At 63.8% G+C, this 21808-nt stretch carries 20 protein-coding genes; 12 read left to right on the top strand and 8 right to left on the bottom strand.

Annotated elements, in window-relative coordinates; translation table 11 throughout:
- Positions 1-10: 10 nt before the first annotated feature.
- The 8 genes from fdnG to E8L03_RS11355 form a co-directional block, all read right to left on the bottom strand.
- On the bottom strand, positions 11-3025 hold the full coding sequence (gene fdnG / locus E8L03_RS11390; RefSeq protein ID WP_144305385.1) for a formate dehydrogenase-N subunit alpha: 3015 nt from the start codon (positions 3023-3025) through the stop codon (positions 11-13).
- 37 nt (positions 3026-3062) lie between these two features.
- Positions 3063-3260, bottom strand: coding sequence for a hypothetical protein (locus E8L03_RS11385; RefSeq protein WP_144305384.1), 198 nt, complete (start codon positions 3258-3260; stop codon positions 3063-3065).
- Between the two features lie 105 nt (positions 3261-3365).
- Positions 3366-4232 carry a transposase gene (locus E8L03_RS11380; protein WP_144305383.1) on the bottom strand — a complete coding sequence of 289 codons (867 nt, stop codon included), beginning with the start codon at positions 4230-4232 and terminating at the stop codon, positions 3366-3368.
- A gap of 70 nt (positions 4233-4302) precedes the next feature.
- Complete coding sequence (gene moaA / locus E8L03_RS11375; RefSeq protein ID WP_171267416.1) at positions 4303-5376, bottom strand: GTP 3',8-cyclase MoaA; 1074 nt, start codon at positions 5374-5376, stop codon at positions 4303-4305.
- Entirely contained in the window at positions 5373-6017 is a 645-nt protein-coding gene (mobA, locus tag E8L03_RS11370; protein WP_244963516.1) for a molybdenum cofactor guanylyltransferase, read from the bottom strand. The genes moaA and mobA overlap by 4 nt, the downstream gene beginning before the upstream one ends.
- Positions 6014-6802: a formate dehydrogenase accessory sulfurtransferase FdhD gene (locus E8L03_RS11365; RefSeq protein WP_171267415.1), complete on the bottom strand. Its 789-nt coding sequence runs from the start codon at positions 6800-6802 to the stop codon at positions 6014-6016. Before E8L03_RS11365 ends, mobA begins: the two co-directional genes overlap by 4 nt.
- Positions 6803-7606, bottom strand: a complete 804-nt coding sequence (locus E8L03_RS11360) for a formate dehydrogenase accessory protein FdhE (protein ID WP_171267414.1) — start codon at positions 7604-7606, stop codon at positions 6803-6805. It abuts the gene before it with no gap.
- Between the two features lie 404 nt (positions 7607-8010).
- Positions 8011-8415: a hypothetical protein gene (locus tag E8L03_RS11355; RefSeq protein ID WP_171267413.1), complete on the bottom strand. Its 405-nt coding sequence runs from the start codon at positions 8413-8415 to the stop codon at positions 8011-8013.
- A gap of 230 nt (positions 8416-8645) precedes the next feature.
- Here E8L03_RS11355 and E8L03_RS11350 point away from each other — a divergent pair, with 230 nt between their 5' ends.
- The 12 genes from E8L03_RS11350 to E8L03_RS11295 all read left to right on the top strand — a co-directional run bounded on the left by E8L03_RS11350 (position 8646) and on the right by E8L03_RS11295 (position 21439).
- The gene (locus E8L03_RS11350; protein WP_144305378.1) at positions 8646-10025 is read left to right on the top strand and encodes an alkaline phosphatase family protein; all 1380 of its coding nucleotides are present in this window, start codon (positions 8646-8648) and stop codon (positions 10023-10025) included.
- A gap of 14 nt (positions 10026-10039) precedes the next feature.
- On the top strand, positions 10040-12220 hold the full coding sequence (locus E8L03_RS11345) for an ATP-dependent helicase (protein WP_144305377.1): 2181 nt from the start codon (positions 10040-10042) through the stop codon (positions 12218-12220).
- Between the two features lie 425 nt (positions 12221-12645).
- Positions 12646-13044, top strand: coding sequence for a hypothetical protein (locus E8L03_RS11340; RefSeq protein WP_144305376.1), 399 nt, complete (start codon positions 12646-12648; stop codon positions 13042-13044).
- Between the two features lie 24 nt (positions 13045-13068).
- Positions 13069-14100 carry a thiamine-phosphate kinase gene (gene thiL, locus E8L03_RS11335; RefSeq protein WP_171267412.1) on the top strand — a complete coding sequence of 344 codons (1032 nt, stop codon included), beginning with the start codon at positions 13069-13071 and terminating at the stop codon, positions 14098-14100.
- Positions 14101-14199: 99 nt separating this feature from the next.
- Positions 14200-15189, top strand: coding sequence for a biotin synthase BioB (bioB, locus tag E8L03_RS11330; RefSeq protein ID WP_244963515.1), 990 nt, complete (start codon positions 14200-14202; stop codon positions 15187-15189).
- Positions 15186-15746 (top strand): biotin transporter BioY, encoded by a 561-nt coding sequence (locus E8L03_RS11325; protein WP_235896588.1) that lies wholly within the window; start codon positions 15186-15188, stop codon positions 15744-15746. Before bioB ends, E8L03_RS11325 begins: the two co-directional genes overlap by 4 nt.
- Before the next feature lie 6 nt (positions 15747-15752).
- A complete protein-coding gene (tsaA, locus tag E8L03_RS11320; protein WP_144305374.1) occupies positions 15753-16178 on the top strand; it encodes a tRNA (N6-threonylcarbamoyladenosine(37)-N6)-methyltransferase TrmO in 426 nt (141 codons plus the stop codon).
- Positions 16178-17980, top strand: a complete 1803-nt coding sequence (locus E8L03_RS11315) for an aldehyde ferredoxin oxidoreductase family protein (protein ID WP_171267411.1) — start codon at positions 16178-16180, stop codon at positions 17978-17980. Before tsaA ends, E8L03_RS11315 begins: the two co-directional genes overlap by 1 nt.
- Positions 17981-18018: 38 nt before the next feature.
- Positions 18019-19212: a class II aldolase/adducin family protein gene (locus E8L03_RS11310; protein ID WP_171267410.1), complete on the top strand. Its 1194-nt coding sequence runs from the start codon at positions 18019-18021 to the stop codon at positions 19210-19212.
- Between the two features lie 322 nt (positions 19213-19534).
- Positions 19535-19957, top strand: a complete 423-nt coding sequence (locus tag E8L03_RS11305; RefSeq protein ID WP_167512451.1) for a putative signal transducing protein — start codon at positions 19535-19537, stop codon at positions 19955-19957.
- 139 nt (positions 19958-20096) lie between these two features.
- Positions 20097-20726 (top strand): RDD family protein, encoded by a 630-nt coding sequence (locus tag E8L03_RS11300; protein ID WP_144305370.1) that lies wholly within the window; start codon positions 20097-20099, stop codon positions 20724-20726.
- Positions 20727-21058: 332 nt separating this feature from the next.
- Positions 21059-21439 carry a DUF3568 family protein gene (locus E8L03_RS11295; protein ID WP_144305369.1) on the top strand — a complete coding sequence of 127 codons (381 nt, stop codon included), beginning with the start codon at positions 21059-21061 and terminating at the stop codon, positions 21437-21439.
- Positions 21440-21808: the final 369 nt, after the last annotated feature.

Raw genomic sequence — 21808 nt, 5'->3', positions numbered from 1 at the left:
ATTCTCCCCCTTACGCCTTCTTGACGTTGACCATGAAGGCCTTGGTTTCCGGAATGCCGGTGTTGGGATCACCGACGGACGGCGTGAGGAGGTTGGCCGAATCGCCGCCATCCTTGGGGTGCACCCAGCCGAAGTGCCACGGAATACCGACCTGGTGGATTGTCTGGCCCATGACCGTGTAGGGCTTGAGCCGCTTGGTGACGATTGCGATGGCCCACAGGGAGCCGCGCAGGCTTTCCACGATGCACTTCTCGCCGTTGGCGATGCCGCGCAGCTTGGCCAGCTCCTCGCTCATCTCCACGAACATCTGCGGTTCCGCTTCCAGGAGCCACGGGGTCCAGCGCGTCATAACGCCGGACTGCCAGTGCTCGGTAACGCGGTAGGTGGAGCAGATGAAGGGGAAGCGCGGATCGCAGACCGCCTTCTTCTCCTTGGAGAACTGCAGGGCCGTGGGGTTGTGCAGCTGCGCGGAGAAGGGCTGCTCGTTGATGGGGCACTCCAGCGGCTCGTAGTACTCGGGGAACGGACCGTCGTTGCGGCCGGGGCCGAAGACGTGGGCGTGTCCCGAAGGCTTCATGATGAAGGGGTACTTGGTGCCGGGAGCCCAGCCGCCATCGGGCACGTCGCCCACCCACTTCTCGCCGTTCCACTCGATAACCGGCTTTTCCGGGGCGTAGGGCTTGCCCTCCTGGTTCACGGAGGCGCGGTTGTAGATGATCCGGCGGTTGACCGGCCAGCACCACGACCAGCTCGGATACAGGCCGATGTTGGACTGCATGTCGGTCTGGGTCTTGTCGCGGCGGGCGGCCATGTTGCCTTTCTCCGTGTAGGAGTTGCAATACAGCCAGTTGCCGGAGCTGGTGGAGCCGTCGTCCTGCAGGAAGGCGAAGGAGGGAACCAGAGAGCCCTTCTTGTAGACCTTGCCTTTGATCTCCACATCCTTGAGGAAGTAGCCGTTGATGAGCTTGGCCACGCCGTGGGCGTCGAACTCGCCGTCCTTCTCCCACAGGGAGGTGTCGAGGTTGACGATGGGATCCGGGAAGGCGCCGCCTTCCTTCTTGTAGAGCTCCTGGATGGCCCTGGTGAGCTCCACGATCATGTCGCCGTCGGCGCGGGTGTCGCCCATCTTTTCCGGACCGGCGTAACGCCATTGCATCCAGCGGCCGGAGTTGGTGATGGAGCCTTCTTTCTCGATGGAGACCGCGCAGGGCAGGAAGAAGACCTCGGTGTCGATCTCCTTGGGGTTCATTTCCGGGCCCTTCCAGAAGGAGCCGGTCTCGTTGTCGAAGATGTTGACGTTGACCATCCACTTGAGGGTGGCCATGGCCCGGCGGTTCTTGTTGGCGTTGGCGCCGCCGCAGGCAGGGTTCTGGCCCCAGGCGAAGAAGCCGGAGAACTCGCCCGCGCTCATGGCGTCGAACATGTACAGCCAGGTGTAGTTCTTGCCGTCCTCAAGCTTGGGCAGATAGGAGTACCCGGTTTCGAGGTCCTGGTTGGGCCACATGGCCTTGAGCAGGCTCGCGGAGTACTTGGGGAAGTTGCCCCACCAGTTGGCGCTCTTGGGGTCCTTGGTGGTGGGGGTGTGCTTCTCGTTGTACACGGCAAAGCTCTGCTGGGAGGCCGGAGGCGTGCCCAGGTAGCCGGGCAGGATGTGCACCAGCAGGCAGTGGTCCGTGGAGCCCTGCACGTTGGACTCGCCACGCAGCGCGTTGATGCCGCCGCCGGCCACGCCGATGTTGCCCAGCAGGAGCTGGATCATGGCCAGGGCGCGGATGTTCTGCACGCCCGTGGTGTGCTGGGTCTGGCCCATGGCGTACATGATGGTGCCGGACTTGTTCGGTTTGCCCGTGGCCGCGTAGGTCTTGTAGATCTCTTCCAGGGCGGTTTTGTCCGCGCCGGAGACCTTGCACACGGTGTCCAGATCGTAGCGGGAGTAGTGCTTCTTCAGATGCTGGAAGACCGTGGCCGGATCCTTGAGCGTAAGGTCCTGCTTGGGAATGCCCTCATCGTCCTTCTGGAACGCCCAGGTGGACTTGTCGTACTTATGGGTCTTGGGATTGTACCCGGAGAACAGGCCGTCGTTGAAGGAGTAGCCGTCTGCCAGCAGGAACGATGCGTTCGTGTAGTTGGCCAGGTATTCCTTGAAGTAGAGGTCGTTCTCCAGGATGTAGTTCATCATGCCGCCGAGGATGGCGATGTCCGAACCGGACCGCATGGAACCGTAGAGGTCGGCCTTGGCCGAGGTCCTGGTGAACCGCGGGTCCATATGGATCAGGGTCGCACCCTTTTCCTGAGCCCGGGTCACCCACTTGAAGGAGATGGGGTGGTTTTCTGCAGCGTTGCTGCCGATTATCCAGATGCAATCACTGTTCTTGATGTCGATCCAGTGATTGGTCATCGCGCCGCGTCCGAACGACTCTGCCAGAGCCGCAACAGTGGCGCTGTGTCAAATACGTGCCTGATGTTCTATGTACACCAGGCCAAGGGATCGCAGGAACGACTGGTAAACCCAGCACTCCTCGTTGTCGAGAGCGGCGGAGCCCACAGAGGCGATGCCGTTGGTGCGGTTGACCACCTCACCCTTGTCGTTTTTCACGGAGAAGGATTCATCGCGGGACTGCTTCACGCGCTTGGCGATCTCGGTGATCATCCAGTCCCAGGACTTCTCTTCCCACTTGTCGGACTTGGGCGCCCGGTACATGGGCTTGGTGATGCGGTCCTTGTTTTCGCCCAGCTGATAGATGGAGGCGCCTTTGGCGCACAGGGACCCTTCGTTGATCGGGTGGTCCGGGTCGCCTTCCACGTTGACGGCGCGTTTTGTCTTGGTGTCCGTGTGGACGATGAGGCCGCAGCCCACCGCGCAGTAGCAGCAGACCGACGTGGTCTCTTTGGCTTCGCGGGTTTTGAGCTTGAGCTGCTCGGCCCGCGCAGTGGCAGGCGTCAGGCTGAAGCCCAGCCCCCCGAAGGCTCCCACGGCCGCGGTCGCTGCCGAGAGCTGGAGGAACTTCCTGCGGTTGAATTCCATAATCTGTCGCCTCCGAAGTTGAGTGAGTGTGGCGTGTTCAGCCAGCTCGGATTTCCCGCGAGAGCGCGATCATGAGCGAGTAGCCCCAGGGGGCCGGCGTCTCTGCCGGCTGCGGGGCGACGCATACGTGGACCGGTTCCGTCCTGCGCACGGTCGTGGCCATGGCCCTGGCAACAGCCGGGCGCATGTCGAAACCGAGTCCGAAGAAGGGAACGTTTGTGTAGGTGGCACTCATGGATCGTTGCTCCACATGGGTTCCAGGCGTGACACGCTCCGGAACATGTTAATGTAAGCATAATCCTGAAGAGAGCCGAATGTCGCAATCGGGGGCGGGATGTACTCACCCAAGGTCAGGCACAAATGTACACAATAGCTTGGCGACCTCTTCGAAAATGTCTGTTCCCCGCCGATTGTAGCGGAATTCCAGCTCCTTGAGGTAGAGCGGAAAGCGCTCGGGAGCGATGCCGCGGTAGCGGCGCAGCCGTTCCTTGGCGAATCGCCAGAACTGCTGGGTCGCGTCCACGGTCAGGCCCTTGTCCCGGTGCGTGACGGGGTTGCCCTGCCAGTCGCGCCAGATCTCCTGCGGCCCGCTCACCAGCAGGGAGAGGTACGGGGAGAAGCGGTCGGTGTAGACCACCGAACCGAGGGAGGCGGTGCGCAGACGGAAGTTGCGCTTGAAGTGGATGATCGATTCGACGTTGAGGTCGGGCAGGATGTCCAGGAAGGCCATGCCCCCTTGCTCCACCAGGCCGAAGACAGGGGGCCATCCCGGTCCCTTGTGCTCCGGAGGCGTTTGGGCATGGGATTTGAGCAGCGCGGTGCCCAAGCCGACCTCGTAGAGTTGGGTGGCGTCCAGGGCCTGGGCCGCGATGGCCAGGCGGATGGTGTTCAGCGCCTTGGCCACGGTATTAGGCGCCAGACCGGTCTGCGAGGCGATGACCGCCTGGGGCACCTCCAGCTCGAAGAGCTTGATCACCCGCAGCCACTCCTGGGGGGAGAGGTTGCCGATGTTCAGAAAGCGGCGGGTGAAATCATGGAAGGTGTACTTGCACCGGGCGCAGCGTCGGCGGCCCGAGGACAGGGGGTACAGCTTGCGGTGGCGGCAGCGGGGACAGAAGCGTTGATGGTTTTTCCAGCAAAAACCCAACAGGTATTTGCGAGCCGAGTTATCGGTGTGGATTAAGCGCTCGTAAGTAACCAGGTCCATATCTCTGCCACTTTGTCAGTGTCAGAACAGATATTTGAGATTTTTTGTTGTGTCAACGCTGTCATAGTTGTCACCCGCCGATGGATGACATCCTCTTGTCGCACACGGCGCGGCGCTCCCTGGTGAGCTGTTTCAGGATCTCGTGGCCGATAGGCTTGATGGCTCCGCACTGGGTGATGATCTTCTTCACCGACTCCCGTCCGAGCTTGGGATGGCGCAGGGCAGGGCGCAGCTTGTACTCCTTGTCCGAAAACAGGCAGGTGCGCAGACGGCCGTCCGAGGATATCCGCAGCCGGTTGCAGGCGTCGCAGAAGTGGTTGGTCAGCGCGGAGATGACGCCAAGGGCGCCCTGGCCGCCTTCGATGCGGTACATGCGCGCCGGGCCGCTGGTGTACGGCTTGGAGGGGCGGCTGTTGCCGGCCTCTTCGTCAAAGTTGCTGTTTCTGGGCGGGCCGGGCATGGGGATGAGTTCGGCGTACTTGCCTGCCTCTTTCAGTACGTCCTCCGACGACCAGAAGCGGTCCGTCTCCCAGGTGGTGCCGCCGCCCACGGGCATGAACTCGATGAAGCGCACGTGCACGGGGTTGTTGCGCGCCAGCTCGATGAATCCGGGCAGGTCCGCCTCGTTGACGCCGCGCATGGCCACAGCGTTCAGCTTGACCTGGATGCCGGCGTCCATGCACGCTTGAATGCCCTCCCACACGGCGCCGAATGCGTCCAGGCCGGTGATCTCCTTGAAACGGCCGGGATCGAGCGTGTCCAGGGAGATGTTCACGGCGCGCAGGCCGAGCTCCTTGAGCCGCGGGGCGATCGGCGCGAGCAGCACGCCGTTGGTGGTCATCCGGAAATCCATCTTGGGATACGCGGTCACGGCGCGTTCGAAAAAGTCCATGAAATCGCGGCGCACCAGGGGCTCGCCCCCGGTGAGGCGTACCTTGCGCACGCCCATCTCCTCGGCAATGCCGATCAGCTCCAGCAGCTCTTCGTAGCGCAGGATCTCGTCGTGAGACATGAAGGGCGTGTCTTTTCCGGCGCGGCAGTAGAAGCAGCGCAGGTTGCAACGGTCGGTGATGGAAAGGCGGATGTAGTTCACGGTCCTGCCGTGACTGTCCGTGAGGGCGCGGGGATGGTGCGATGTAGTCATGGTTCTGTTTCTTCCACGAGGCCGAGCCGCCGGAGCACTGCGAGGTCCGACGGGTAGTTGACGTTGAAGAAGACCTGCGAATCGTTCAGCGAGTACGGGATGTGACAGCGCAGATGCTCAGGTATGGCGGCGGATATCTTGCACCGACCACGCTCCAGAGCATTGGCCAGGAGCGGTTCGGCGGCCGGATCGTATATGGCCACCAGGGACTCGATGAATCCGGTCTCCTGTTGCAGATAAGTCGTCATCACCAGATTGTCAGGTTTGTTTCGCCATGCGGCCACAAGTTTTTCCAGGGTCGCGAGGTCGAGCAGGGGGAGATCGCAGGCCACGGCCAGCACCGGACCGCGCGCCTTGCGCAGGCCCGTGAGGATTCCGGCAAGGGGCCCTTTGCCCGTCACCTCGTCCGGCACCCACTCCAGGTGCAGCGGCGCCCCCAGCCCTACGCTCCCGGCGTCCCGTCCGGAAACCCAGACACGGTCGCATACGGGCCCTAAAAGGTCCACCATGTGTTCGAGCATGCAGCGGCCGGAAACCGGCAGGACCACCTTGTCCCGCCCCAGTCGCCGGCTGCGTCCGCCGGCAAGCACCAGGCCTGTCAGGCCCGGGCTTTTCGTCGGCGTGCTCGAATCGTGCATCATGGCGTGCTCTGCTCGAAGCGGCTGTTGGGGTCCGTGAAGATGGTGACGCGGTTGTCGCGGGCAAACCCGGCCAGGGAGAACGGCGTGGACCGCGCCGTGGCGATTGCGGCCTCGGTCACGGCGGAGCGGCTGACCACGCAGCCGAAGCCGGCGCGGGCGATCTTGGCCGCCAGAGAGCCGGTGACACGCGCCGAGACGAAGAGCGCCAGGGACTTGCGCGCCGGGCAGTTGAGCCCGTTCTGCACGCACCAGCCGGCTAGCCGGTCAATGCAGTTGTGGCGGCCGATGTCTTCCTCGATGTCCAGGAAGGTGCCGTCCGTGATGTTGAAAAGGCCGGCGCGATGGAAACAGCCGGTCCAGTTCCAACGACCCTCGCTGCCCATGAACTCCTGCATCCGACTGACCATTTCGTCGCCGTGCAGGTGCCGGATTGTGAGCGGGTATTTTTGGGGGATGTCGGTGCCGTTGCCGGATTGCCCTTTGGCGCTGGAGGAAGGCGCCAGGGTGAATCGGCGCTCCTCCTCGCGTTCGATGGCGGGGATCTCGCCAGGGGCGCAAAGCTCCAGGAAGGCGTGGCCCAGGGCCAGCCGCGAAAGATCCCGCGGGTATGCCCACAGCGTGCGGACCGGCGCGCCGGGCCAGACCAGCTCCACCTGCACTTCAGGGCTGGTGACGTCATCGATAGTCCGCCACTCCCCATCCTTATATTGACGGTAGGTGTTGGTGCGCAGGCCGCGTGGCGCGTCCTGCGTGTTCACCGGTCCGGCGTGTTGCGGCTGCGCCATCTAGAACCCCCAGCCCGAGAATGTTGCGCGCCGCCATTGGTCCTTGGCGGCAAGGATGTCCAGGGCCATGGAGTCCAGATCGTCCACCAGGGGCAACGCCCGCCGGTCGAGCTCGCGGAAGTCCAGGGTCTTCAGGTAGGTCTTGCACGAGTGGCAGAGGTCCAGCCGGAAGCCCGGCTCCTCTTTGGTGGTCAGGAAGGTGAGCTGCTTGTGGTCGGTCTCGCCGCAGAACAGGCAGCCCAGCCGCGGCACCCGGTAGTCGGTGCGGCAGAAGGAGCATGTGCAGTGCTTGTGGCCAGCGCGGTCGCGAAGCTCCGCCACCAGAGGCAGGCTGCCGCACACCGGGCAGTGGCCGTGCAGCCACGTGCGCGAGCTGTCCAGATGTTCGGACAGAACCTCGCCGAGCGCGATGGCGCTGGGCGTGGTGGCCGCCTGGGCCAGAAAGGAGAGGGTGCGCGGCGCATCGCCCAGCTTGGGCTCCCACTCGGCGAAAAATTCGATGTCCTGCGCCAGATACGCTTCGATGGCGTCCAGCGGGGCCAGTGCGCCGTCGTCCACGGCCTGGCGGATTACAGCGGCGGCTTCGCCCAGAGGTCCTTCGGCTGCGCAGGCCAGCTCCAGCAGCTCCTCGAACAGCGCGCCGGCGTTCTCCTTGTCCACCCGGAACATCTCGCGCGGCAGAATCGGTGCGCCCTGGCTACGGCGAACCGGCTCGGCCAGCTCGGCCTCGTGGGGCTTTGGCACCTGAACTGTCTCGCGGGCATCCAGCTGCAGATTTGCGACCTTCTCAAGAAGGTCGAGCATTGCTGCGGGGAGGTAGTCCTTTTTGTGCAGCGCCTTAAATTTGTCTAGGGTAAGTCGGCGTTCTTTCTCGATATCCATAGGTGATCCCGGTTGTTGCTCCTTTTTTGCCCTGGGGAACGAGCCTGCGCGAAACGCCCTGATGGAAGGGCGTACTGGTTGCGCTGTTTTATTGTATTACGTTCGTTGCAAAGAGTAGGTCAACGAGGTGTGGTGGGTCACTGCCTCACGTTTCCGCAGTAAACGACAAAAAGAAAAAATCGCGTAAAAATAGGATGCTACGACACTAAACAGAATGGCATGAAGTGTCAGTTCGTGAGTGAGGGCCTCGTGGCCGGTGCAGTGGGCTCCGGGCTCATGTCCGTCTGGGCGATATAGCGTCTAGGGAGCAGTCGTGCGGGAGGGGATCAGTTGGGGCGTGCGTGGGGTGAGCGTGGGGGGAAGAGACCGTCCAGCGGGATGTCGGCGATGTTCAGGATGGAGCCGCGGGCCTCGCCAGGTGTAAGGTTGAAGACGCCCAGGCGGCGCAACGCCTTGTCCACGCCAACCAGGCGGCCTGAGACGTCGGCAGGCAGCAGGCCGGCTATTTCCTGAGCCATCTCCTTCAGGGCCTCTTTTTCGAAACGCTCCATGGAAAAGTCGAACTGAAGCGAGTCGCCGTATCCCCAGAAATCGAGATGCACGGCGCCGCAGGCAATAAGCGTGTCCTGCAGGACGACGATGAGCTCCTGCTCCACCTCGTGCAGCTCGTGATAGGAGATTTCCTGGCTGTACTGGAGCGCCACATAGACACGGCAATCATTTCTGGCCATGATGAAAAACCACGCTGGTGAAGGGTTGCCGGATTTCACCCGATATCTACATAAATTCTATACAAGCGTGCGGTGAGAGCGTCAACGCGGGGGCCGGGTCTATTGCCATCAGGCCTTTTCGCGATGTGATGCGCGGTGGATGCGCGCCTGCGTGTCCCTGGTCCCCGCGGCTGTACTCCGGACCTGCCCCTTCCGTCCGGGCCCCACTCCTGATACCCATGCGGACACAGATGAACGCGACGAACATTATATCGCCCGGCTCCAGGGGCTGCGGGCGGCCGCGGTGCGCGGTCCTTGGCCTGGACGGCCTGGCCTTGGGCATGGCGCAGCATCTTTCTGCGCTGCCCGGCTTCGACAATATCGCCCGACTCACGAGCGAGGCGCGGGCCATGGACGCCGAGCTGCCCGAGCTCTCGCCGGTGAACTGGACCTCCTTCGCCACGGCCGCCGGTCCCGGGACCCATGGCGTGTACGGCTTCACCCGCATCGACGCTTCGAGCTACGAGATTTCCATCGGCGACGCGAGTCAGGTGGACGCGCCCACCATCTTCGACCGCCTCGGCGCCCGCGGGCTGGTCTCGCGGGTCATCAACCTGCCGCACATGTGGCCGGTGCGGCCTATACACGGCACGCTGGTGTCCGGCTTCGTATCGCCGGATTTGGAACGCGCCGTATACCCGCCGTCGCTGGTCCCCATCCTGGCGGACGAGGGCTACGTGATCGAGGCCGACACCACGCGCGGCGCCGACGATCCCGAGTATCTGCTGGCCGGGCTGCGCGCCACCCTGGCCTGCCGCACGCGTCTGCTGGAGCGATTGTGGAGCGGGCTGGACTGGGATCTTTTCGTCTTCGTGCTCACGGAGACGGATCGGCTCTTCCACTTCCTCCACCCGGCCGTGGAGGAGCCCGACCACCCGCTGCACGCCGCGTGCATCGAGCTGCTGCGCGAGTGGGACCGGGCCATCGGCCTGTTTCTGCAGCGGTATGATGCGCTGTCCGAGCCCAAGCGGCTCCTGGTGCTGGCCGACCACGGTTTCGCCACGCTGGACGTGGAGTGCGACCTCAACAGCTGGCTGCGCGAGCAGGGCTGGCTGGTTACGGGCCAGGCCGCGCCCGGCCACGAGCTGGACGCAACTGCCATCCTGCCCGAGACCAGGGCCTTTGCCCTGGATCCCGGCCGCATCTACATCCACCGCGCCAGCCGCTTTGCCCGCGGCAGGGTTCGCGACGCCGAGGCGGATAGCCTGGCCGCGGAGATAAGCGCTGCGCTGGAGCACTTGACCTGGCGCGGCGAGCCGGTCATGGAACGGGTGTACCGCGGCGCGGAGCTGTACCAGGGACCGGCGGCGGAGCGCGCCCCGGACCTGGTCTGCCTGCCGCGCGTGGGCGTGGACCTGAAGGCCAAGTTCGACAGGCCGCGGATATTTTCCCGCCTGGGCCGCACCGGCATGCACACGGCGCACGGCGCCTTTTTTTACGATAGCCACGGCGCAACCCCGCAGCGGGTGCGCGACGTGGGCCGGGAGGTGCTGGCCTGGTGGTCCATCCCGGCGGACGCCGCAGACGACGCCGGCAGCGCAACCCACGACGCCATCTCTCCAATCCTATAGCTCAACCATACGCAATGCCTAGAGATTATAGCTCATCGCTCAATCCCAGCCAGCTGGAGGCCGTGTACGCCACCGAAGGCCCTGTGCTGGTCATCGCCGGCGCCGGCTCCGGCAAGACGCGCACCATTGTCTACCGCCTGGCGCATCTGGTGGAGGAGGGTGTGGACCCGTCCTCCATCCTGTTGCTCACCTTCACTCGCAAGGCCAGCCAGGAGATGCTCCAGCGCGCCTCGGACCTGCTCGGCGAAGGCCGCGGCCTGGGCCGTGTGCAGGGCGGTACCTTCCATGCCTTTGCCTATGGCATGCTGCGACGGTACACGCCGCCGGGCTGGCCGGAGCGTCTCACGGTCATCGACCGCTCGGACGCCGAGTCGCTCATCCGCGAGGCCAAGGGCGAGCTCGGTTTTGGCAAGGGCGACCGTTCCTTCCCCAAGGCGTCTACAATTCTGGACAACGTGAGCAAGTCCCGCAACAAGGAGCAGCAGCTCCGGGACATCGTCTCCAACGAATCGTTCCACCTCCTGCCGTACGTTGACGAGATCGAGACGATGTCTGTCGAGTATGAGAAGAAAAAGAAGCAGTGCGGGATGTTGGATTACGATGATCTGCTCTTCGCCCTGGAGACGCTGCTGCGATCGGACGAGGCGCTGCTGTCCAATATTCGAGACAGATTCAAGCACGTGATGGTGGATGAGTACCAGGACACGAACCTGGTCCAGGCGCGGTTGGTGGAGCTCATTGCCGGCAAGCACGGCAATGTGATGGCCGTGGGCGACGACGCGCAGTCCATCTACTCCTTCCGCGGCGCCAACGTGCAGAACATCCTCAGCTTTCCGCAGGTTTTTCCGGGTACCAAGACCATCCGGCTGGAGCGCAACTACCGCTCCACCCAGCCCATCCTCAGTTTTACCAACCAGATTCTCGCCCAGTCCTCGATCCTGTACGAGAAAAAGCTCTGGACAGAGGACTCCGGCGGCGCGGTGCCGCAGATCGTGCGGCCGCTTTCCGACCTGTCCCAGGCGCGGCTCGTGGCCGGCAAGGTAGTGGAGCTGATGAAAGAGCACTCCCCGGGCGAGGTGGCCGTGCTCTTTCGCGCCGGCTACCAGTCATACCACCTGGAGGTGGAGCTCAATAAACTGGGCATCCGCTTCGCCAAGTTCGGCGGGCTCAAGTACACGGAAGCCGCGCATATCAAGGACGTGCTCAGCTTCGTGCGCATCCTGCGCAACCCCTCGGACACCCCGTCGTGGCACCGTGTACTCGCGCCCATCAAGGGCGTGGGGCCCAAGACTTCGCAAAAGCTCGTGACCTCGCTGCTCTCCGGTGATCGCGACTTCGTGGATTCCTGGCGCAAAAAGCGGCCGGATCTGGATGCGCTGCTGGGCTTTCTGGACGAGCTGCGCTCCCGCGAGATGTCGCCCGGCACGCTGCTCGAACGCATCGTGGAGTTCTACACGCCGCAGTTGGAGGAGCGCTACCCCGACGACTATCCCCGCCGCGAGGCCGGGCTGGAGGAGCTGTTGCAGATAGCCGCCGGGTACTCGGAGCTCGACCTTTTCCTGGCCGACCTGAGCCTGGAGAACCCGGAGCCCCGCGGGTCCGAGCGCGAGGACGTGGTCACCCTCTCCACCATCCACTCGTCAAAAGGGCTGGAGTGGAATGCGGTCTGCATCATCGACCTCATCGAGGACCGCTTCCCCTCGCGCCACGCCATGAACCGCGTGGAGGAGTTCGAGGAGGAGCGGCGCTTGCTGTACGTGGCCTGCACGCGTGCCCGGCAGTATCTGGCGCTGTTCGTGCCCAAGGCCGTGTACCGACGCGGCAAGGAGATCACCGAGCCGGCCACGGCCTCGCCGTTTGTGCGGGAAATTGCCGGCGAGTTCTACGAGGAGTGGCAGGAGAACTACACGGGCGGGCTTTCCATGGCCAAGGGCGCGCCGGAGTACCGCCGCCCGCCGTCCGCATTGACGCCGCCGTCTGGTGCGCCATCCGCCGGCAGTCGCTCTTCTTCCTCGTCGCCGAAACCGGCCCCGGCTCCGGCGCCGGACCCCAGCAAAATGGGCTTCTGCAACCACAAGGTCTTTGGCCGCGGCAAGATCGTGGCTGTGATCCCGCCGGACAAGTACCGGGTCAACTTCCCTGGCTTCGGCCTCAAGGTCATTCTGGCGCAGTACCTGGAGCTGGAAAACACGTGATGGATCACTCCAGGAGCATGTGCGCCCGATTGCATTGCATTGCCCTTTTGTGGGTATGAGAACGTAAGAAGGGACGCAAATGGGATGCAATGCATGCAATCTATTCGAGCATGGCCTGTTTGGATGCTGTAACGCAGAGTGCTTTGGCGATTGTGAGATAGATGGTGCGGCTTGCTTGAGAGCCGTGCTTCTCTGTGTGTAGTCGGATAATCGCCAGGAATGCAGGGCGCCTCGGCGGGTTGCGTAGGCGGGACCGATGCATCGCCACATCCGATGATGGTCTGCTCGGTTCTTTGCCGGAGAAGATGACGGATATTATTAGCAGGTTATGCGCCGGTCCGGTCCGCAGGCGGGCGCTTGCCATCGCCGTGGCCGTGGGCTAGATTCCATCGGTTTCCGGGCATGTATAAACGGGAGAGAGCGGAATGTCTGTCGTCATTACACTGATATACGTCGTTTTGGGCTTCATCTACTCGGCAGTCTATTTCAGCTTGTACACGCTCATCATTCGCTATTTCGACACGACGCAGCCCGTGGGCACGGAAAACTGGATCACCTGGGGCATATTCATCGGCGTGGCCGCCCTGGTGGCCTCTGTTATAGAAAAGCTGCTGACGATCTTCGACCTGCGCGAGCACGAGAGCCTGCTGGACACCGATCCCGTGACCGGCGTCATCGAGATTCTCACCCAGGCCGTGCCGGCTTTTTTCCGCGGAACGCTGTGGGCTGGCGGCATCCTGATCATCAACGGCATTGCCGGCGCGCTGCTGCCCGACCTGAACATTGTGCGCGACATCGCCTCCGGCCTCGGCCTGCCCCTGTAACCCGGAGCTACGCGCTCGACAACAATGTCCGATTCCAGCGATAGCAACCTACGCCGAAGAAAAGGCCGCGCCCCAGGCGCCTGCGAGACCGAGGACGATTTCTTCCACTACCTGGACACGTTTTTCGACCGCGAGCACCCAAGCCTGGAGCTGGGCCGCGGCGACGACTGCGCCGTGCTGAACCTGCCCGGCAAGAGCTGCTTCACCACCGATCTTTTTCTCGAAGACGTCCACTTTCGCACCCGCTACTTCACGCCCGGCGAGATCGGGCACAAGGGCCTGGCCGTGAACTTGAGCGATCTTGCGGGCATGGGCGTCAAGCCGACCGGATTTCTGCTCAATCTCATCGTGCCCGGCGACGACAGGCTGGACGCCGCGTTCTGGGACGAGTTCTTTGCGGCCATGGCCAAACTGGCCAATGACGCCGGCGCGGTGCTGGCCGGTGGCGACCTGAGCGCCGGACCCAACCTGGGCATGGCGATCACGGCCTGGGGCGTTCCGGAACAGGGCAGCGCCATCCTTACGCGAGGGCCTGTTTCCCCCGGCGATATCATTTTTACGGTGGGCGAGTACGGCCTGGCACGCACCGGCCTCATGTGTATGGAGGCCGAAGGCCGCGACGCCGAAGCGGATTTTCCTGCGGCCGTGGCCGCGCACTGCACGCCGCAGCCCAAGCTGGCGGCCGGCCTCGTTCTGGGGCGCATCGCCGGGGAATCCGGCGGCGTCACCGGGCTTATGGATCTCTCCGACGGCATCGCGCGGGACCTGCCCCGGCTGCTGGGGTTCGAGCACGGCGCGGCGCTGGATATCCCGAGCGACTCCCTGCACGAGGAGATACGCCGCCACGCGCAGGAGACGGGTGAGGACCCCGTGGAGTTCGCCGTTGTGGGCGGCGAGGACTACGCCTTGCTCGGCGCGGCCAGCCCGTCCACAATCACGCGGCTGGAGCAGGAGGTGGAAGGCCTGCGGCCCATTGGCGAGGTCGTACCCGGCAAAGGCTTGACCGTGAATGGCAAGCATTTTACCAGGACTGGATTCGACCACTTTGGTAGGTAATTCCCCGAAACCCTGGCGCGCTCCATCTGTGGGATCGGGCAATGTTTGGGAGCGAGACGGCGTGCGCGCTCGCTGGAAAAACAATAGAGATCAGAAACCGTGCCGTACGAAACCATATTCAGAAAAGCAATCGCGTCGCAGTACTACACAGACACCGAGTTCCGTATCCTGATGGACCCGGACCCGGAAAGATTGCACGAGTTTTTCGGATACGCCATGCGCCTGCGCGAGCGGGCCTTTGGCCGCCGCATCGGACTTTGCGCCATCGCCTCGGCCAAGAGTGGCTGCTGCTCCGAGGATTGTTCGTTCTGCGCCCAGTCCATGTATTATGATACCGGCGCGCCCGAGTTCGACGTCGTGGAGCCTGGCGCCATCGCCGAGCAGGCGAAACAGGCCGCCGAATCCGGCGCTTCGCGGTTCGGCATTGTGGCCAGCGGCTTCTCGCCGGAGTCCAAAGAACTGGACGCACTGGTCGCCGCCGTCCGCGCGGCGCGGGAGACCGGCCTTTCCGTGGATGTCTCCGTGGGCTGCCTGGATGCGCGCAAGATCCGCGAGCTCAAGGCTGCCGGCGCGACCGGCGTGCACCACAACCTGGAGACAGGACCGAACTTCTTCCCCTCCATCTGCACCACGCATGACTACGAGGACGACATAGCCGCGGTGCGCACGGCCAAGCAGTCCGGCGTGTACGTCTGCAGCGGCGGCATCTTCGGTTTGGGCGAACGCTGGGAGGACAGGCTGGAGCTCGCGCTCACGCTGCGCGCCCTGGACGTGGACTCCGTGCCGATCAACTTCCTCATGCCGGTGCCCGGCACGCCGCTGGAGAACCAGCCCATGCTGTCGCAGGAAGAGGCCCTGCGCATCGTCGCGCTCTTCCGCTTTGTGCTGCCCAAGGCCCACCTGCGCATTGCCGGCGGCAGGCACGCCATCTTCCCCGGCGCGGACCGCCGGAGACTCTACGCAGCCGGAGCCAGCGGCGTGATGGTGGGCGACTACCTGACGCGGGCCGGCGCCCCGGCCGCAGAGGACGCCGAAGACCTCACCGCAATGGGGCTGGAACCCGAAAAGGTGACGGTGGAGGCGGCGTGAGCTCCATACCTTCTTTGGAGCGCCAAGTCTGGACCGCGCTCATGGCCGCCACCATTGCCCTGGGGGCTTTTCTTCATTTTCCGTTGGGGCCGGTGCCCTTTTCCATGCAGCCGTTCTTCATCATGCTCGCCGGGTTGGTGCTCGGACCGGCCGGCGGGGCCGCAAGCATGCTGCTCTACCTTTTGGCCGGGTGTCTGGGGCTGCCAGTATTCGCTGGCGGGGCCTCGGGGTTCGCGCGGCTGCTGGGTCCCACGGGCGGCTACCTGATTGGTTTCATCGGCCAGGCGGCCATTGCCGGTCTGGCAACCCGCGGCCGGGGCGAGGATCTCTCCTGGGTGCGGGGCATCGGCATTCTCCTGTTGTCCCTGGTTCCCGCCTACGTGCTCGGCGTGATAGTGCTGAAGTTTGTCATGCATATCGGCTGGGCCAAGGTCGGAACGGTGGGCGTGTTGCCCTTCCTGCCGGGCGATGTGATCAAGACTGCCCTTGTCGTGGCGGTGTACAAAATGTTGCGCCGTCGCGGCGCGCTGCCCACGCCGCCCAAATCAGCGAGGTAAACGTACATGGATATGTCGCTTCGTATCATCGGACGCGTCGAGTCGTCCGTGAAATCCCGGGCCGACGCCCCCAAAATGGAGGACGAAGGCGCGCCGCAGGCCGTGGTGCGCATTGATCCAGCCTACCGGGAAGCCTTGCTGGGCATGGAGCCCGGCAAGGAGGCGGTCCTGCTCACATGGCTGCACCAGTCGGATCGCTCTTACCTGCAGGTCCATCCGCGCGGTGACAAAACCCGCGAAAAGCGCGGTGTGTTCGCTACGCGCTCCCCGGACCGGCCCAACCCCATCGGGCTGCATCGCGTGCGGCTGCTGGCCGTGGATGACGGTCCCGAGCCCTCCATAACCGTAGATCGGCTGGAAGCGCTGGACGGCACGCCTGTTATCGACATCAAGGCCATTGGCCGGACGTACCGATCCGACGAGGAACGCTGATGCGGGGCGGTGCGCTCGGGCGGCTGCTCCATGTGGATCTCGGTTCCCGCACGGCGCGGGTCGAGGAACCGTCTGACGCGCTGTACCGTAATTTCCTTGGCGGCCGTGGACTGGCCGGTGCATTGCTGCGGCCGCATCTGTCCTGCCCCTGGGATGATCCCGATCTTCCCCTCGTCATTCTGACCGGTCCGTTGGCCGGGACAATGGCTCCGGCGTCTGGCCGCGCCATTATCGCCTCCAAGTCGCCCCTCACGTCTACTTTTTTGGACAGCGCGGCAGGCGGCAGCCTTGCTGCATCCGTCAAGCGCGCCGGTTTTGACGGCATCGTGATCCGCGGCGCGGCCGATGGCCTGGTGGGCCTGCGTCTGGAGGACGGGAATGCGGTGTTCGAGGATGCGCGCCACCTGGCCGGCAGCACCATTGGTGAGACGTATATTGCGGTGCTCGGCGAGAATCCCGCGGAGCACCCGGCCTTCGCCGCCGTTGGGTCGGCCGGGGAGCAGGGCGCTGCCTTTGCGAGCATTGGTGTGGACCGCCACCATATGGCCGGGCGCGGCGGTCTGGGCGCCGTCATGGGCGCGAAAAATCTCAAATGGCTCACTGTTCGCGGCACGGGCACCGTGCCAGTGGCGGACGAGGAGGCGCTGCTCAAGGCGCGCGAGGCGATTCTCCGGCTCACGGCTGCATCCCCGGTGCTGCGCGGCCAGTTCGGCTTTTCCAACTACGGCACGGCCGCGCTTTTCGACCTCACGCACAGCCGGCGGATGACGCCCACGGACAACTTCAGGCGCACGTGGTTTGATCGCGGGGAGGGCCTCTCGGCCCCGGCGCTGAAGAAGCGGTATGCTTCGCATTCGGCCGGGTGCGAGGGCTGCCCGGTCGAGTGTCTCCAGATCGCCGCCACGCCCCTGGACGGCGAGACGGACTGGGCCCTGCCGGAGTTCGAGTCCCTATCGCATTTCACCGCCCTGGTGGGCAATCATGACCCGGACGAAGCCGCTCGCGCCAACCGGCGCTGCGTCGCACTGGGGCTCGATCCTGTCTCGGCCGCCGTCACGCTGGCGACGCGACGGGAGATTGCCGGCCGCGACTTTGCGCCGGGTGAGATGGTTGTGCTGCTCGACGATATCGTTACCGGCCGGGGCGAGGGCGAGCTGCTGCGGCTCGGCGCATACCGATGCGCCGAGGCCATGGGCCAGCCGGAGGCGGCCATGACCGTGAAGGGGCTGGAGCTGCCGGCCTATGATCCGCGCGGCGCGTATGGTTTGGCGCTGGGCTCGGCCGTTGCCACGCGCGGCGGCTGCCACCTGCGCGCCAACACCATCAGCCATGAGATTCTGCGCAAGCCCGTGGCCACGGACCGCTTCAGCTTTGCGGGCAAGGCGCGGATGGTCAAGCTCGCCGAGGACGCCATAGCCGCGGCGGATTGCCTGGGCGTGTGCACGTACATGTTCCTCACCGCCGGGCTGGAGGAATACGCCGCAGCGCTGGCCGCCGTGTCCGGCGAGCCGTGGGGGCAAGGCGAGCTCTTGCGCGTGGGCGAGCGCGTCGTCTACCAGGAGCGGTGCATGCTGCTGGAGGCGAGCTGCGGCCCGGAGCAGGACGACCTGCCGGAGCGGTTTTTCATCGAGCCGGGCAGCGAAACCGAGACACAACCCATGCCGGCCATTGATCGGGAAGCATTTCTGGAAGCCCGGTCGGCGTACTATGCCGTGCGCGGACTGGATGGGCGTGGGAACCCTATACCGGATCGCGCTGCGGCGTTGGGTCTGGAATGTTCCACATCCACTCCCCTGGTCTAGTTTTTTAGACGAATGCCGTACAATTTTGTGGACAAGTAATGAAGACGCTCGTGGACAAGTACGCCGGCAAGATTTCGGCCTCGGGTCTGGCCCCGGCAACGGGCGAGGGCGCGCCGCTGGTGGGTGGGCTGGACGCCGCGCTGGCCTGGAGCCGCGAGTCCGAGCACATTCCGGAGCTTGCGCCGCTCTTCGATTTTCTGGCCATCAACTCCCTGGCGTGGTGTCGCCCTGCCGGGAGCTATGCCCATGCCGTGGGCTATCTTGCGGCCGAGGCGCTACGTACCGGCACGGCAAGCATCTCGCCGCGTGACAGCGAGACGCGGACCTTCCTGCACGACATCCCGGTGGTCCCGGCCGGGGACACGGCGCAGCTTGCTGCCGCCCTGGGCCAGCGCAAGGGCGTTATCCTGCACGATCCGGAGCGCGGCCCGGCCCTGGCCGCCGTGGGCTCGGTGAGCCCGGAGCAGTGTTTTGTCACGGTCAGCTCCATCGCCTTTGCCTGCTTCGTCGCTTTCTTCGGCCGCGCTCTGGAGCTGACGCGCGACGGCGGCATGGACGATGCTTTCCGCCGCTCCTTTGATGCGGCCGTGGCCGCGCTGCCGCCCATGGAGGCTGCGCCGCCGGAGCTCATGGCTGGGCCGTTCACCGACGAGGAGACCGTACGCCGCGCCATGGATCAGGCCGGCAAGGCCCTGGTGGAGCGCCGTCTCGTGGACTCTTTTTTCGGCAATATTTCCTGCCGCCTCGGCAACACGCTCTTTATCAGCCAGACCGGTGCGCCCCTGGACGAGCTTCCTGGCCTCATCGACCCCGTGCCTCTGGACGGCTCCACCTGCGCCGGGCTCACCGCCTCCAGCGAATGCACGGCCCATACCGCGGCCATCGAGGCGAGCGGGGCGCAAACCCTGCTGCATGGGCACCCGCGGTTCGCCGTCATTCTCTCCCTTTTTTGCGATGAGCGCGCCACCTGCCCGGAGGCCGACCGTTGCCACGTGGCCTGCCGCGTGAAACGCGATATTGGCGGTGCGCCCGTAGTCCCTGGCGAGGTAGGCACCGGCCCCACCGGACTCTCGCGCACCCTGCCGCCCGCCCTGGTCCAGGCCGGCGCCGCCGTGGCCCTGGGACACGGCGTGTTCACCCTTGGGCAGACCGACTTCCGCCAGGCTTTTGCCCGGCTGGAGTACGTTGAACGCACCGCGCGGGCTAATTTTTTCGATATATTAGGCGTGTAAGGCGTTGTCCTCAGGCGTTTCGCGGTGGACGCTGTCCCCCGCGCCCCCTGCCGGGGACCACTGGTCCCCGGACCCCTAACTTAGGGTCCAGGGAGCATTGCTCCCTGGCGGGGAGTGTGAGGGGCGGAGCCCCTCTGAAAGAGCATGGTGGAGCCCCTCGACCAAGCCGTCCCGAACACTCGCGCGAAACGGTTTGTTTTGGTATGTCCTGTGGAGCGTGAGGCGATGAAAAGATTCAATAAATTCGTCCACGAGAGGAGGCCGCCATGGCCAGATGTCAGTACGAACTCGGCTTCATGAACGGGAAAAACGGGTAGGGCCTGTGGAACCGGATGCACTGGTCACGGTGTTCGCCAGCACGCAGTCGTGGGAATCGCGGCTTGCGCAGGCGGCGCTTGAGGCCGCCGGCATCGAGGCGTTTATCGCGGACGAGAATCTCGCCCACGCGAACTGGCTCTATGCGGGCGCTGTCGGCGGCGTGAAAGTGCAGGTCCGTGCGGCTGAGAAGGAACGCGCCGAGGCAGCGCTGACCGAGGCTGGCGTCACCCGGACAGCCCGCCGGCGTTGCCCGAAGTGCGGCAGCGAGGATACCCGTTCCAGCCGCCTTCCGGCCTACGTGATCCTGGGATCGTGGCTGCTTCTGGGGATTCCTTTTCTGTTCCACACGCCGCGCTACCACTGCCGCCAGTGCGGGCACGAGTGGAAGGCGGGCGAGGGAGTGAAGAATGGAACAGCCGGGGAGTGAGCGGTTCCTGAATAGGAACTATCAAGGTATATTCAGAATTGCGAATGGTATAATCGGATAGTTGATCCAAATAGCGTATCCCGTTACGTTCCTCTCCGAGGGCGCATGATCGGCGTGAATCTGCGACACGGGAGGGGCTGTGAGCGAAACGGAAGGAGCGACCACAGTAGAAGAGTTCGGGTTTGGGAGTGTGGCGGCGGAAGAAGCGGAAATATTGCCCACGGCCGTGGGCTGGCCACGCATTCTGGCGCGCGGTGTGGACATGCTTTTTGTCTATCTCCTGTTCACCTTTGCTTTTTTTGCACTGTTCGGCTTTGTCTTGGGGATAATCGGCCGCATGGACCTGGCGCAGGCGATCCTCGGCACGCACTGGCTTGTTCTGGTCATTGTCCCGCTGGTCATCTGGGGGCTGGGGGAGAGCCTTCTTGTATCCACGATCGGCGCCACGCCCGGCAAGCTGCTGCTGGGGCTGCGCGTGGTGGATGGGGAAGAGGGCGCCTACCCCGGCCTGGGTAAATCCCTGGGGCGCACGTTCTGGCTGCTGGTGCGGGGCCTGCTGCTTGGGATTCCTGTGCTCACGAAACTTGCCATGTTCTACTGGTGCAGTGCGCTCATGCCGCCGTACAAGGCGCCGCCGTGGGACAAACGGGCTGGAACGCGCGTGGCCGTGAGGCGCAAGGCCGGTAAACCGGCCGTGGCGCTGGCCGCGGTGCTGATAGCTGCTGGCACGGCCTGGACAGTGTTCGCACTGCTGTCCCGACTTGGATAACGGTTTCAATCTCCCAGAATCATATGTGAAATGCTGAAGGACTATTGCAACGCGGGAATGAATCCATGTTGCAGCGGCTTGCTTGAACAATTCCGAATGCACTGCCAAAGCCTGAAAACGGCGTGCTGCGGTTGCGGGGGCGGGTATTTTTGGGTACTTACAAAGAAGCTTTGTAAAGTACGAACCGGAGTGCGCCCTGGCGGTGGTGTGCGCATGCAACATTGCGCCGCATACGATATTGTAAATCGTGCTACCGGGTGTCTTTCCCACTTTTCGGAGGCTAGGCAGGCGTGGAGCTCATCGGAACACTATCAGACGAGGAGGACTCTCACATGGCCGTCACCAACCGTCTTACCGTATTTTGCGCCCTTGTATCCATGGTGCTGCTGTTCGGCTGCGCCGGCATGAAATCGTCCGGCATGGACTATGACTACAGCGATGGATGGCTCTCGTACGAGTACAACGTGCCCATGCAGCAGGCGTACGTCGCTTCCATGCACGGCGCGTACAGCGAGCAAGTGGCTTTCAACGACGACGTGACGTGGGATCCTGCTCCCGAGATCGCCGGCACTCTGAACGGCCAGCCTGTGATGATGAAGTTTGCGGAAACCGCTCCCGGCATGACCACCGTGTCTGTGAAGGTGACGGAAGCGGGCGACCAGGCCGCCGCCACGCAGATTCAGGAAGGCATCCAGCGCTACATCATCATGTAGCTGCTGTTTGATACGCCTCGTGCATTAAGCCCCGGCCGGGATCCGAAAGAGGATACGGTCGGGGTTTTCTATTTGTGTCGGCAGGCGAATACGCGAGAAATGGTTTTTTATGATCGATGGCAAGAGGGGCAACAATAATAACAGCCATCTACTTGGGAATAATACTTTTTTGCTTCCGCTAGCGCGCCGTGGCAGTCGGTAAATGATCCTAGGTATTGAAGGTTTCCCGGTTGCGGCATGTAGCTGCAGCCGTCCTTGTGAACTTCATGGTCCCCGTTGGTCTGGGGGTTCTTGTTAACATAGTACCTAGGCATATTGGCCTCCTTTTTTGGAGAACAATATAGGAGCATGTGGTAAAACAATGCAACG

It is taken from the genome of Oceanidesulfovibrio marinus, from assembly GCF_013085545.1.
In the GTDB taxonomy this organism is placed as follows: domain Bacteria; phylum Desulfobacterota; class Desulfovibrionia; order Desulfovibrionales; family Desulfovibrionaceae; genus Oceanidesulfovibrio; species Oceanidesulfovibrio marinus.
This window is presented reverse-complemented; position numbering and strand designations above follow the sequence as displayed.

Coding starts and splice junctions, on each gene's coding strand:
- E8L03_RS11355 (WP_171267413.1), bottom strand. CDS start 8,415: ATGGCCAGAAATGATTGCCGTGTCTATGTGGCGCTCCAGTACAGCCAG.
- moaA (WP_171267416.1), bottom strand. CDS start 5,376: ATGACTACATCGCACCATCCCCGCGCCCTCACGGACAGTCACGGCAGG.
- E8L03_RS11380 (WP_144305383.1), bottom strand. CDS start 4,232: ATGGACCTGGTTACTTACGAGCGCTTAATCCACACCGATAACTCGGCT.
- E8L03_RS11340 (WP_144305376.1), top strand. CDS start 12,646: ATGTCTGTCGTCATTACACTGATATACGTCGTTTTGGGCTTCATCTAC.
- E8L03_RS11310 (WP_171267410.1), top strand. CDS start 18,019: ATGAAGACGCTCGTGGACAAGTACGCCGGCAAGATTTCGGCCTCGGGT.
- mobA (WP_244963516.1), bottom strand. CDS start 6,017: ATGATGCACGATTCGAGCACGCCGACGAAAAGCCCGGGCCTGACAGGC.
- E8L03_RS11350 (WP_144305378.1), top strand. CDS start 8,646: ATGAACGCGACGAACATTATATCGCCCGGCTCCAGGGGCTGCGGGCGG.
- E8L03_RS11365 (WP_171267415.1), bottom strand. CDS start 6,802: ATGGCGCAGCCGCAACACGCCGGACCGGTGAACACGCAGGACGCGCCA.
- E8L03_RS11315 (WP_171267411.1), top strand. CDS start 16,178: ATGCGGGGCGGTGCGCTCGGGCGGCTGCTCCATGTGGATCTCGGTTCC.
- E8L03_RS11385 (WP_144305384.1), bottom strand. CDS start 3,260: ATGAGTGCCACCTACACAAACGTTCCCTTCTTCGGACTCGGTTTCGAC.
- thiL (WP_171267412.1), top strand. CDS start 13,069: ATGTCCGATTCCAGCGATAGCAACCTACGCCGAAGAAAAGGCCGCGCC.
- E8L03_RS11345 (WP_144305377.1), top strand. CDS start 10,040: ATGCCTAGAGATTATAGCTCATCGCTCAATCCCAGCCAGCTGGAGGCC.
- tsaA (WP_144305374.1), top strand. CDS start 15,753: ATGGATATGTCGCTTCGTATCATCGGACGCGTCGAGTCGTCCGTGAAA.
- E8L03_RS11295 (WP_144305369.1), top strand. CDS start 21,059: ATGGCCGTCACCAACCGTCTTACCGTATTTTGCGCCCTTGTATCCATG.
- E8L03_RS11360 (WP_171267414.1), bottom strand. CDS start 7,606: ATGCTCGACCTTCTTGAGAAGGTCGCAAATCTGCAGCTGGATGCCCGC.